12 protein-coding genes are annotated in these 11809 nt (G+C 72.7%); 7 read left to right on the top strand and 5 right to left on the bottom strand.

Annotation, left to right across the window (positions count from 1 at the left end; all coding sequences use genetic code 11):
- The first annotated feature begins 81 nt into the window (after positions 1-81).
- Complete coding sequence (locus Apa02nite_RS44920) at positions 82-846, top strand: ABC transporter ATP-binding protein (RefSeq protein WP_067687105.1); 765 nt, start codon at positions 82-84, stop codon at positions 844-846.
- Positions 846-3392 carry an ABC transporter permease gene (locus Apa02nite_RS44915; RefSeq protein WP_203830593.1) on the top strand — a complete coding sequence of 849 codons (2547 nt, stop codon included), beginning with the start codon at positions 846-848 and terminating at the stop codon, positions 3390-3392. The genes Apa02nite_RS44920 and Apa02nite_RS44915 overlap by 1 nt, the downstream gene beginning before the upstream one ends.
- Positions 3393-3574: 182 nt before the next feature.
- Here Apa02nite_RS44915 and Apa02nite_RS44910 read toward each other — a convergent pair whose 3' ends face one another.
- Genes Apa02nite_RS44910 through Apa02nite_RS44900 form a run of 3 tightly spaced genes read right to left on the bottom strand, consistent with a single transcriptional unit; the run spans position 3575 to position 4956 of the window.
- Complete coding sequence (locus tag Apa02nite_RS44910; RefSeq protein ID WP_067687111.1) at positions 3575-4015, bottom strand: SRPBCC family protein; 441 nt, start codon at positions 4013-4015, stop codon at positions 3575-3577.
- Entirely contained in the window at positions 4012-4341 is a 330-nt protein-coding gene (locus tag Apa02nite_RS44905) for an ArsR/SmtB family transcription factor (protein ID WP_067687114.1), read from the bottom strand. The genes Apa02nite_RS44910 and Apa02nite_RS44905 overlap by 4 nt, the downstream gene beginning before the upstream one ends.
- 60 nt (positions 4342-4401) lie before the next feature.
- Positions 4402-4956: a hypothetical protein gene (locus Apa02nite_RS44900; protein WP_067687117.1), complete on the bottom strand. Its 555-nt coding sequence runs from the start codon at positions 4954-4956 to the stop codon at positions 4402-4404.
- Between the two features lie 126 nt (positions 4957-5082).
- On the opposite strand from Apa02nite_RS44900, the gene Apa02nite_RS44895 reads away from it, so the two are divergent.
- Positions 5083-5952 carry a PAC2 family protein gene (locus Apa02nite_RS44895; protein WP_067687120.1) on the top strand — a complete coding sequence of 290 codons (870 nt, stop codon included), beginning with the start codon at positions 5083-5085 and terminating at the stop codon, positions 5950-5952.
- A 205-nt stretch (positions 5953-6157) separates the two neighbouring features.
- A complete protein-coding gene (locus Apa02nite_RS44890; protein ID WP_203830592.1) occupies positions 6158-6949 on the top strand; it encodes a GntR family transcriptional regulator in 792 nt (263 codons plus the stop codon).
- A gap of 80 nt (positions 6950-7029) precedes the next feature.
- On the opposite strand, the gene Apa02nite_RS44885 is transcribed toward Apa02nite_RS44890, so the two are convergent.
- Positions 7030-8388 carry an alpha/beta fold hydrolase gene (locus Apa02nite_RS44885; protein ID WP_203830591.1) on the bottom strand — a complete coding sequence of 453 codons (1359 nt, stop codon included), beginning with the start codon at positions 8386-8388 and terminating at the stop codon, positions 7030-7032.
- A 111-nt stretch (positions 8389-8499) separates the two neighbouring features.
- Here Apa02nite_RS44885 and Apa02nite_RS44880 point away from each other — a divergent pair, with 111 nt between their 5' ends.
- Both Apa02nite_RS44880 and Apa02nite_RS44875 read left to right on the top strand, forming a co-directional pair.
- A complete protein-coding gene (locus tag Apa02nite_RS44880) occupies positions 8500-9822 on the top strand; it encodes a sensor histidine kinase (protein ID WP_203830590.1) in 1323 nt (440 codons plus the stop codon).
- Complete coding sequence (locus Apa02nite_RS44875; RefSeq protein ID WP_486303511.1) at positions 9780-10583, top strand: response regulator; 804 nt, start codon at positions 9780-9782, stop codon at positions 10581-10583. Before Apa02nite_RS44880 ends, Apa02nite_RS44875 begins: the two co-directional genes overlap by 43 nt.
- 54 nt (positions 10584-10637) lie before the next feature.
- On the opposite strand, the gene Apa02nite_RS44870 is transcribed toward Apa02nite_RS44875, so the two are convergent.
- Positions 10638-11210 (bottom strand): TetR/AcrR family transcriptional regulator, encoded by a 573-nt coding sequence (locus tag Apa02nite_RS44870; RefSeq protein WP_203830588.1) that lies wholly within the window; start codon positions 11208-11210, stop codon positions 10638-10640.
- Between the two features lie 49 nt (positions 11211-11259).
- Here Apa02nite_RS44870 and Apa02nite_RS44865 point away from each other — a divergent pair, with 49 nt between their 5' ends.
- The gene (locus Apa02nite_RS44865; protein WP_203830587.1) at positions 11260-11775 is read left to right on the top strand and encodes a GNAT family N-acetyltransferase; all 516 of its coding nucleotides are present in this window, start codon (positions 11260-11262) and stop codon (positions 11773-11775) included.
- Positions 11776-11809 lie beyond the last annotated feature (34 nt).

The raw sequence follows: 11809 nt of genomic DNA, 5'->3' as shown, positions 1-11809 counted from the left end.
GGACGCCGGCCGCCGGATCCGCCGAGAGACTGAGCGGGCCGGCCGATGAAGCAGGCCGGAACGACACAGGGGGAGACGATCGTGACTGCGACGAATGCCGGCGGCCCGGCGGCACGCGCGGAAGAGGTCTGGAAGGTCTACGGCTCGGGTGAGGCCCAGGTGACCGCGTTGCGCGGGGTGACCGCCGAGTTCGGCCGCGGCCGGTACACGGCGATCATGGGGCCGTCCGGCAGTGGCAAGTCGACGCTCATGCACTGCCTGGCCGGCCTGGACACGGTCGACAAGGGCACCGTGCACGTCGGCGGCACCGAGGTGAGCAAGCTCGGCGACAAGGCGCTGACCCGGCTGCGCCGCGACCGGATCGGCTTCATCTTCCAGCAGTTCAACCTGCTGCCGACGCTGAGCGCGGCGGAGAACATCCGGCTGCCGCTGGACATCGCCGGCCGCAAGGCCGACCCGCAGTGGTGGGACACCGTGATCGACACGGTCGGTCTGCGGGACCGGCTCGGGCACCGGCCCAGCCAGCTCTCCGGCGGCCAGCAGCAGCGGGTCGCCTGCGCCCGGGCGCTGATGGGCCGCCCCGACGTGATCTTCGCGGACGAGCCGACCGGCAACCTGGACTCCCGGTCCGGCGCCGAGGTGCTGTCGTTCCTGCGCTCCTCGGTCCGCGAGCACGGCCAGACCATCGTGATGGTCACCCACGACCCGGTCGCCGCCAGCTACGCCGACCGGGTGGTCTTCCTGGCCGACGGCAGCATCGTCGACGAGCTGCTGGACCCGACCGCCGACACCGTCCTGGACACCATGAAGCGCCTGGACACGCACGCCGACCCGGTGATGCTCTGATGCTGCGCGCCACGCTGAAGAGCCTGCTCGCCCGCAAGCTGCGCCTGGTGCTGTCCGGCCTGGCCGTGGTGCTGGGCGTGATGTTCGTGTCCGGATCGTTCGTGGTCACCGACACGCTCAACCGCACGTTCGACGCGATCTTCGCCGACGCGTTCTCGGCGACCGACGTCTCGGTCAGCGCCACGCCCAAGGTCGCGGTCTCCGAGATGGAGGGCGAGGAGGTCGCCGCACCGCTCCCGGCCGCGACCGTCGACAAAATCAAAGACCTTTCCGGGGTACGCAGTGCCACCGGCCGGGTCGACGCCGACGGCGCCCGAGTCATCGGCAGCGACGGCAAGGTCCTCACCTCGATGGGCCCGCCCCGCCTCGGCGGCAACTGGACCGGCGCGGACGGGCTGATGGAGCTGCGCTCCGGCCGGGGCCCGACGGCCGCCGACGAGATCGCGGTCAACGCGACGACGGCGGAGCTGGGCGGCCTGAAACTCGGCGACCGGGTCGGCGTGCTCACCCTCGAACCCAAGAAGCAGTTCACCCTGGTCGGCATCTGGGGCTACTCCGGCGGCCGCAGCAGCATCGGCGGCACCCAGGAGGTCGCGTTCACCACCCCGGTCGCGCAGCAGCTGATGCTCGGGGCGACCGGGTCGTTCTCGTCGGTGGTCGTCGAGGCGGCCGACGGGGTCAGCCCGGAGGTCCTGCGGGACCGGGTGGCCGCCGCGCTCGGCGACGGCTTCCAGGTCAAGACCGGTCAGCAGCTCGCCGAGGAGAGCGCCGACAGCATCCAGGAGGGGTTGAGCTTCTTCAACCAGATCCTGCTCGGCTTCGCCGGGGTGGCGCTGTTCGTCGGGATCTTCCTGATCCTCAACACCTTCTCGATCATCGTGGCCCAGCGGACCAAGGAGCTGGCCCTGCTGCGCGCGATGGGCGCCAGCCGCCGCCAGGTGATCGGCTCGGTGCTCGTCGAGGCGGTCGCGATCGGCCTGGTCGCGGCGGTGCTCGGGCTGGCCGCCGGGGTCGGCGCGGGCGCCGGGCTGGCCGCGCTGTTCGGCGCGTTCGCCGACCTGACCCTGGCCTCGGTCGGTGTCCCGCTCTCCGCGGTGCTCAGCGCGTTCGTGGTCGGCCTGGTGGTGACCGTGGTGGCCGCCGTGCTGCCCGCGCTGCGCGCCTCCCGGATCGCCCCGATCGCCGCGATGCAGGAGGTCAGCATCCCGGACCGGCCGCTGACCCGGCTCAGCGTCGCCGGCGGCCTGGTGCTGTCGGCCGGCGCGGCCGCGCTCGGCGTCGGGCTGTTCGCCGACGCCGGCGACGCGACCCTGTGGCTGATCCTCGGCGGCGTGCTGGTGTCGTTCATCGGGGTCGCCCTGCTCACCCCGCTGATCAGCAAGCCGGTGATCAGCGCGCTCGGCCGGGTGTTCGCCTGGTCGGTGCCGGGCCGGCTGGGACGGCTCAACTCGGGGCGCAACCCGCGCCGGACCGCGATCACGGCAGCCGCGCTGATGGTCGGCATCGCCCTGGTCACCGGCGTGACAGTGGTGATGGACTCGGCGAAGAGCAGCCTCAAGGCGTCCGCCTCGGAGATCCTCAAGGCCGAGATCATGATCAGCGGGGACGACAACGGGGCGCGGCCGCCGACGTACGATCCGGCGGTCCTCGACAAGACCAAGACCATCCCCGGGGTACGGGCGGCGGCCGGCCTCTACCGCGACCTGGTGCTGGCCGACGGCAAGCAGGAGTACGCCAGCGCCACCGACGACTTCCACGGGCTGACCGAGGCGTACCGGACCACCGGGGCCGCCGCGACCCTGACCGACCTGCGCGCCGACCAGATCGCGATCGGCGAGCCGAACGCCACCGAGCACGGCTGGCACACGGGCTCCCAGGTGACCGTGCAGACCTCGCGCGGTGAGCCGCACACCTACACGGTCGCGGTCGTCTACCCGGACGACGCGCTGCCCGGCAACCTGTTCCTGCCGACCGCGGCGATCAAGGACTTCGGCATCGCGCAGCCGACCGTCGGTTTCGTCCGGCTCGACGACGGTGTCGCGGTCTCGGCGGTGCTGCCGCAGGTCAAGGCGCTGCTGGCGGACAGCCCTGAGGTGTCCGCGACCGACTCGGCGACGTTCGTGGACCAGCAGGCCGCACAGTTCGACCAGATCATCACGATGATCCAGATCCTGCTCGGACTGGCCATCCTGATCGCGGTCCTCGGCGTGGTCAACACCCTGGCCCTGTCGGTGCTGGAGCGCACCCGCGAGCTGGGCCTGCTCCGCGCGGTCGGCCTGGGCCGGGCACAGACCATGCGGATGATCACCGTGGAGGCCGTGGTGATCTCGGTCTTCGGCGCACTGCTCGGCGTCGTGGTCGGCGCCGGCATGGGCGCGGCGGTCACCCGGGCCCTGAAGGACGACGGCATCACCGCCCTGGTGCTGCCGTGGGGCCGGATGGGCACCTACCTGGCGCTGGCCGCCCTGGTCGGCATCATCGCCGCGGTGGTACCGGCCATCCGAGCCGCCCGCCTCAACGTCCTGGCCGCCATCGCCCACGACTGACCCGCGAGCGTGTGAAGTTGCGGCGCGCTCCGCACCCCAACTCCCCACGCAACGGGCGTCAACCACGAGCGTGTGAAGTTACGGCGCGCTCCGCACCCCAAGTCCCCACGCAAGGGGGTCACACCGCGAGCGTGGGGAGTTTGGGTGCGGAGCGCGCCCTTACTCCCCACACAGGGTTGGATTTAGGCGAGGAGCTTGTCGAGCTTGGTGAAGCTGCTGCCCCAGCCTTCGCGGGCGCCGGTCTCCATCTCGGCCGGGAACGGGCTCTGGGTGAGCACCAGGCGGGTGCGGCCGCCCTCCTCGTCGTGGAACTCCAGGCGCATGACCAGCTTGGCGGCGCCGAAGTCCGGGATGTGGCTGACGTCCTCCTCGCCGACCAGCAGCTCGTTCTCGACCACCGCGGTGAAGACCGCGTTGACCGGCGAGGCCATCGACGGGTCCGCGTCGTTGACCATGGTGAAGACCTGCTTGCCACCGACCCGGGCATCCACGTCGACGGTGTCGCGGGGCACCGACCAGCCGACCGGGCCGAACCACGCGGCGAGCTGGTCCGGGTCGGTGAAGGCGCGGTAGACCATCGGGCGGGGGGCGTCGAAGATCCGGGTGATCACTAGCTCGCTCATGGTTTCTCCTCCTGCAGGCGCTTGAGATGGGCGTCCAGGCGTGCGAAGTTCGCGTCCCAGAACCGGCGGTACCGCTCCATCCAGGCCGTCGCCTCGCGCAACGGCTCGGCCTCGAGGCGGCTGGAGCGCCACTGCGCGGAACGGCTGCGCGAGATCAGACCGGCGTTCTCCAGGACCTTGAGGTGACGGGAGATCGCCGGGAGGCTGATGTCGAACGGCTCGGCGAGCTCGGTCACGGTCGCCTCACCCTCGGCGAGCCGGGCCAGGATGGCGCGACGCGTCGGATCGGCCAGGGCCGCGAAGATCACGCTGAGCCGGTCGGTCATTTAACCCTCCCGTTAATTAACGGAGCGGTTAATGACCTTAGACGGCGCCTGCGGCGCGCGTCAAACCTTCGAGGGAATCCGGCGGTGCAGCTCCGCGAGAAGGACTTCCGGTCCCGGCGACATCAGGCCGACATCGATCACGTACGACGTCTCCGCGCCCCGGTGCCGCATCCGCACGGCCAGCCCCGGGCCCTCGATCACCTGGGCGTAGTCCGCATCGATCGGTGTGATCACCAGCTCGGTGAACGGCCCCCACCCGTGCAGGCCCACCGACGCGATCCCGGACCAGGGCAGATGCACCGCCTTGCGCCCGGTCGCCGCGAAGTCGATGCCGTGCACCGAGGTGTGCAGCCAGCCCAGCCGCCGATAGAGCACCAGCAGCACCGCCGCCGCCACGATCACCGGGACGATCAGTGCCGACTCGGCGTAGAAGGCGATGTCGGCGGCGCCCGGACGGGCCCCGAAGAGCAGCGAACAGAGCAGGTAGACGGCGAGCACCACGGTCCACCCTGCGGCCGCCACCCAGAGAGTGGTCACGTAGACCATGCCGCGCGGCTGGATGAACGAGACGGTGTCGTCGGCCGGACCGAGCACCTGATCCACGTGGCTGGTCATGCCCGGAATTATGCGCGGATTCACCCGGCTTCATGCCGAAAACCCGTCACGAGCTGGGACGCGACGGACCCGCGTCACGGCGCGGCCGCCGGGTGCGCTTCCGGCACCGCACGTAGGCTGTCTCTCATGACTGAGTTCGACGGCCTACCGCTGCTCCGCTCCCCCGTGGCCATCGCCGCCTTCGAGGGCTGGAACGATGCTGCGGATGCTTCCACCGCGGCCGTGGAACATCTCGAGACGGTGTGGGAGGCCCGCGAGGTCACCTCCATCGACCCGGAGGACTTCTACGACTTCCAGGTGAGCCGCCCGACGATCACGATGGCCGAGGGCGAGACCCGGAAGATCGAGTGGCCGACCACCCGGTTCACCGTGGCCAGCCCGCCCGGCAGCGACCGGGACGTGGTGCTGATCCGCGGCATCGAGCCGAGCATGCGCTGGCGCACGTTCTGCGAGTCGGTGCTGGAGATCTGCCACAGCCTCGAGGTCACCCAGATCGTGCTGCTCGGCGCGCTGCTGGCCGACGTGCCGTACACCCGGCCGCTGCCGATCAGCGGCAGCGCCACCGACCGGGACATCGCCGACAAGTACAAGGTGGTGCCGACCCGCTACGACGGGCCGACCGGCATCGTCGGCGTGCTGCAGGAGGCGTCGTCCCGCGCCGAGCTGGACGCGCTGTCGTTCTGGGTGCACGTGCCGCACTACGCCAACAACCCGCCGTGCCCGAAGGCGACGCTCTCGCTGCTCAGCCGGATCGAGGACGTGCTCGACCTGCCGGTGCCGATGGCCGACCTGGCCGAGCAGGCCGACGAGTGGGAGAAGCGGGTCCGCACCGCGGCCGAGCAGGACGCCGAGCTCGGCGAATACGTTCGTGAGCTGGAGGAACGGGTCGGCGACGAGGGGATCCAGCCGCTGACCGGCGACGAGATCGCCAGCGAGTTCGAGAAGTACCTGCGCCGCCGGGGCGGCTCGGCCGGCCCCACCGCCGGCTCCTGGTGATCTTCTGAAGTGGGCCGCCCCGGCCGGGGCGGCCCACTTCATTTCCGGCCCGCGCGTGTCGCGCCCGCGACGCCGACGCCCGGCACGCCCACGCGTGCCGCGGTCCCGATGCCGATGCCCCGGCACGCTCATGCGTGTCGCGCTCGCCACGCCGCCACCCGTGAGGCATCCTAGGAACCTAGCCGCTTGCCGCTGGAGGTTCCTCATGACGATCAATCCGGGCGCTGCCGAGTTCCCGCATCGGCAGATCGCATCTCAGCTGCGTGAGCGCGTCCGCCGGGGCGAGTGGCAGCCGGGTGAGCGGCTGCCGTCCATCCCCGGTATCGCCGAGATGTTCGGCGTCGCCAAGCAGACCGTGCAACGCGCCGTCGACCAGCTCCGGGTCGAGGGCGTCCTGATCACCAAACCGGGCTCCGGCACGTACGTCCGGGGCACCCGCCGCCGCCTCAACCGCCTGTCCCGCGGCCGGTACGGCGCCCACCGCGGCTACCACGCCGACCTGGCCGCCCGGTACCGCCAGCAGCTCGTCGGCGTCGGCCGGGAGCCCGCGCCGCCGGAGGTCGCCGACGCGTTCGGCGTCCGGGACGGCACCGAACTGCTGGTCCGGCGGCACATCGTCCGGGCCGACGACGCCACCGTGGAGCTCGGCGCGTCCTGGTTCCGGGTCACCGACGCGAGCGGCACCAGCCTGGAACGCCCGGAGTCGTTCGGCCGGCCGCTCTACCAGGAGGCCGAGGACGTGCTCGACCGGCGCTACGCGTCCGCGACCGACACGATCACCGCGCGGCAGCCCAGTCGTGAGGAGGCGGAGATCCTGCAGATCCGCCCGGACACCCCGGTCCTGCACCTGCTGCACGTCGCGTTCGACGAGACCCGCAAGCCGATCGAGGTGGCCCAGGCGACCTGGCCCGGGCCGATGACCACGCTGACCGAGGAGTACAAGATCCCGGGCCCGACCCCGGAGCCCGACCCGGATCCGGGTCTCGCCCTGGTCTGACCAGCCGCGCCCGGCCGCTCACCCCGCGCCCGGAGCGGCTCTGGTCAGGGCCGCGCCCGGGCGCGGGCGCGGGGTGAGCGTCACGCGGCCAGCAGGCCGGTCAGGGCGGTCACGAAGCGGTCCGGCTCCTCGAACATCACCCGGTGGCCCGCGCCCGGGATCACCACCAGCCGCTTGGCGGGTGCCCGCAGCGCGGCATACCACTGGTCGAAGAGCACGGTCAGGCCGCGCATCTCCCGCTCGCCCTGGACGAAATAGGCCGGCACCGCCAGCTCGGGCACGTCCCGCCGCAGGTCCAGGCCCTGCTCCCGGGGATACAGCGCCGACCAGGTGTCCATCATCGCGGTCAGCGTGTGCACCTTCTGCAGCAGCGTGAACTCCGGGCCGGCGATCTCCAGGGGCGCGGACCGCTGACCGTAGACCTCGTTCTCGTGCAGCAGGAACGGCTCGTAGGACCAGAAGTCCCGGTACGGCGGCCGGCCCTGCCGCTGAAGCGTCCGCACCGTGCCGGAGTCCCCGGTGGACTTCGCCCAGGCCAGGATGTCGTCGTAGAAGAGCTGGTCGCTGGCCTCGACGTCGACGCCCTGGCCGGTGCCGACGTAGGCGGAATACTTCTCCGGGTGCTGCCGGACCGCGAGCGCGCCGAGCAGCGAACCACCGGAGTGCGCCAGCAGCACGATCCTGTCGCGGGCGAAGCGGGTCCGTAAATGATCGGTGACCGCCAGGATGTCCGCGACCTCGTCCTGCGGGGAGACGGTCGAGGTCGGGTCGAGGGCCGGGTAGGACGCGCCGCCACCCCGCCGGTCCAGGGTGGCCACCACGAAGTGCGACTCCAGGGCGGGCAGGTGGGCCCGCATCGCGACGGCCTCCGAGCCGCCCGGGGCGCCCGGCACGAACAGCAGCACCGGCCGGTTCAGATCACGACCGCGGATCATCAGGCCGAGGCGGTGCCCGTTCACCTCCACCCGGGTCAGTTCGGCGATGCCCCCGGGGATGGCCGCGGTGCGCGCCGGGAGGGCCACCCCCACCGCGAGAAGCAGCAGCGCCAGGATCGCCACGCGGCCCAGGATCCGGCCGCGTCGCCGGCGAAGACCGCATCCGTACGCCGCGGCGAGCGCCATCGGGGCCACCGCGAGCAGCGCGTGCACACCCCGGCCGGTGATCAGCGCGAGCACGCCGAAGAGGCTGGCGTGCGGCAGGTCGACGGAGGGACCGGTGACCGGGAGGCGCGTCAGTTCGAGGCTCACGACGTACACAAGTGGGGTTGTCAGAATCGGCCACCGGGAGCGCAGCAGCCGCCCGGCGCCGAAGCCGACGCCGGCGCTGATCACGATCGAGCAGAGAGCCTGGGTGGCGGTCAGGGGGCCGCGCGGGGTCCACAGCGCGGCGAGCGCGCCCCAGACTGCCGCGGGAAGCAGGGCGACGACGATTTTCAGCATGCCGCCGACGGTCGTCCACGCGGGAGGGACCGGGCATCCGGCTCAGGGAGGCGCGGCGACCCTACTTTGGAAGGTTCCGTGCGGCGGGCGGTGCGTCCTAGGCTCGCGGGCATGCTCCTGCGCCTGCTCGTCCCGGAGGCCGGCAGCCCCCGGGGCCTCGCGGACACGATCGCGATCGTCCTGGCTCTCGGCTACGGCACGGTCATGATGACGCTCGGTGACGCGGCCCGGCCGGACGCGGCGATACCGTGGCAGGCCGACCTGGCGCTCGGGGTGGCCGGCGCCGGCGCGCTGCTGGTCCGCCGGCGGCATCCGCTGCTGGTGACCGGGCTGCTGCTGCCGTTCGGGGCGATCTCGGTGGCGGTGACCGGGCCGATCCTGGTCGCGCTGTTCACCGCGGCGATCCGGCTCCCGTTCCGGCCGGTGCTGCTGCTCGGCGCGGTCAACGTGGCCACCGGCGGGATCTACTTCCTGCTGCAGGACCGGCCGGCCCGGGATATCTGGGTCGACTTCGTGGTCCGGGGCGTGGTCACGATGGCCGCGCTGGGGTGGGGGTCGTTCGTGCGGGCGTATCGACGGCTGACCACGTCGCTGCGTGAGCACGCGGCGCGGCTGGAGGCGGAGCAGGAACTGCGCGAGGAGCAGGCCCGGTTGGGGGAACGGGCGCGGATCGCCCGGGAGATGCACGACGTGATCGCGCACCGGATGTCGCTGATCAGCCTGCACGCGGGGGCGCTGGAGGTGCGGGCCGCGGTGGGGCCGGCTTCATCGGGGGCGGCTTCATTCGGGACGGCTTCATCGGGGGCGGCTTCTTTGGGGGCGGACGAGTTGGCGGTGGCGGCGGGGGCGATCCGGCGGAGTGCCCGGGAGGCGCTGGAGGAGCTGCGGGCGGTGGTGGGCGCGGGATCCGGCCGGGATGCGGGGGCGGGCCTTGGGGCGGGACAGTCGGCTGGGCTCGGCGCGCCGGGCGGCCCGGGTGAGTTGTCCGGGTCGGGGATGCCGGCTGGGTTGGTGGAGCCGCCGCAGCCGGGGATCGGCGATCTGGACGACCTGGTCGGCAGTGTGCGGGCGGCGGGGATGGCGGTGGATTTCGACAGCGTGCTGCCGGGCGGCGGGCCGCCGGTGGTGGTGGGACGGGCGGTCTACCGGATCGTCCAGGAGGGTCTGACCAACGCGGGCAAGCACGGTTCGGCGCCGGCCGCGACGGTGCGGGTGGAGGGCGTTCCGGGCCGGGACCTGCGGATCACGATCAGCAACCCGGTGTCCGGCGGGCCCGCCGCCGGTGCCGGTGGCCTGGGCCTGGTCGGGATCGGGGAACGGGTGGCACTGGCGGGAGGCACGTACCGGTACGGCGCGGAGCACGGCGTGTTCCGCCTGGAGGCGGCGCTGCCCTGGCCGGCGGATCCCGCCGATCTGCCCGCGGAGCAGCGGTGACCGGGCCGGCCTCGAGTGCCGGAGCCGCCTCGGGTGCCGGAGCCGCCTCGGATCCACGGCTCACCTCGGGTGCCGGGGGTTCGGGGAGCGATCCGGTGCGGCCGGGGCGGCCGATTCGGCTGGCGGTCGTGGATGACGATCCGCTGGTGCGGGCCGGGTTGCGGATCCTGACCGGTGGGTCGCCGGACATCGAGGTGGTGGCCGAGGCCGGCGACGGCGCCGAGGCGGTCCGGGTCGCCGAGGCGCACTGGCCGGACGTGATGCTGATGGACGTGCGGATGCCGCGCGTCGACGGGCTCGTCGCCACCCGGCGGATCCGCGAGCGGCCGCACGCGCCGCAGGTGATCGTGCTGACCACGTTCGACGTCGACGAGTATGTGCTGGAGGCGCTGCGCGGCGGCGCCAGCGGGTTCCTGCTCAAGGACACCCCGCCGCTGGAGATCCTGGCAGCGGTCCGGACGGTCGCCGCCGGCGCCGCGATCCTCTCCCCCACCGCGATCCGGCGGCTGATCGACCACGTCGCCGACCCGGCCGCGAGCACCCGCCGGGCCGGCGCCCGGACCAGGCTGGCCGCCCTGACCGACCGGGAGACCGAGGTCGCCGTGCTGGTCGGCGGCGGCCGGTCCAACGCGGAGATCGCCACCGGGCTGCGGATGAGCCTGCCGACGGTGAAGGGGCACGTGTCCCGGCTGCTGACCAAGCTGGACCTGAACAACCGGGTCCAGATCGCCCTGCTGGTGCACGACGCGGAGCTGCTCTGAGAGCCCGCGCCCGGCCGGGCGGAGGCTCGGCGGGCCGGTCGATCGCCGCCCGGATCAGTCGTGGAGCTGCTGGTGGACGGCGGCGGTGGTGCGGGCGAGGTCGCCGGTGGCCAGGAGGTCGAGCAGCGCGCCGCGGAGCACGGCCAGCACGGCGGTGCGACGGGCCAGCGCCGCCGGGGTGTCGCGGTCCGCGGCGGGCTGGGCCGCGGCCAGGACGTCGAGCCAGTCGGTGACGGTGTCCGCGGCGAACCGGGACCACGGGCCGGACGGCTCGACCAGGGACCGGGCGTAGGCCTCCAGCCACAGGACCAGCAGCGTGCGGTGGACCGGATCGCTGAGCCAGGCCCAGATCCGTACGCCGGCAGCCGGCAACCCGGACAGCGGCGGAGTCTGTTCGCGCACCCGGCGCAGCAGATCCAGCTCGTCGGCCCGGGCCCGCGCGAGCAGAGCCCGGACCAGCCCGTCCTTGCTGCCGAAGAGGAACAGCAGCACCCGCGGACTGGACCCGATCGCGGCGGCCAGCGGGCGCAGCGACAGGTCGGTCAGGCCGTGCCCGCGGACGTACGCGTAGGCGAGTTCGAGCAGTTCGGTGTGGCGTGCCGAGGGCGCTGCCGTGGTGTCCGCCATCGGGCTAGTATCCGACTGAAACGAGTGTTTCAGTGGCGGAGGTGGCGTGATGGACACGACGATTCGGCGGCTCGGGGTGCCCGGTGACCTCGGCTGGGTGGTGCAGGCGCACGGCGAGCTCTACGCCGCGGAGTACGGGTGGGACGCCGGCTTCGAGCGGATGGTCGTCCGGATCGTCGCGGACTTCGCCGACCGGCACGACCCCGGGCGGGAGGCCGGGTGGATCGCCGAGCGGGACGGCCGCCGGGTCGGGTCGGTGATGTGCACGGCGGCGGACGAGCCGGGCACCGCGCTGCTGCGGGTGCTACTGGTGCATCCGGACGCGCGCGGGCTCGGGCTGGGCGGCCGCCTCGCCGACACCTGCATGGAGTTCGCGGTGAACGCCGGGTACGAGCGGATGCGGCTGTGGACGACGGACCCCCTGGTCGGCGCCCGGCACATCTACCTGCGGCGCGGATTCCAGCTGATCAAGGAAGAGCCGCAGCACATCTTCGGAGCGGCGATGGCCGGCCAGACCTACCTCCGGGAGTTCACCCCGGGCCCGGCTCCACTCGCGGAGCGCTGAACACTCACGGCGCGTGGCTGGTTCTCAGGGGTGA

It is taken from the genome of Actinoplanes palleronii (assembly GCF_016862315.1).
GTDB lineage: Bacteria > Actinomycetota > Actinomycetes > Mycobacteriales > Micromonosporaceae > Actinoplanes > Actinoplanes palleronii.
Note: the sequence above shows the minus strand (reverse complement) of the source record. Positions and strands in the feature narration are given on the sequence as shown.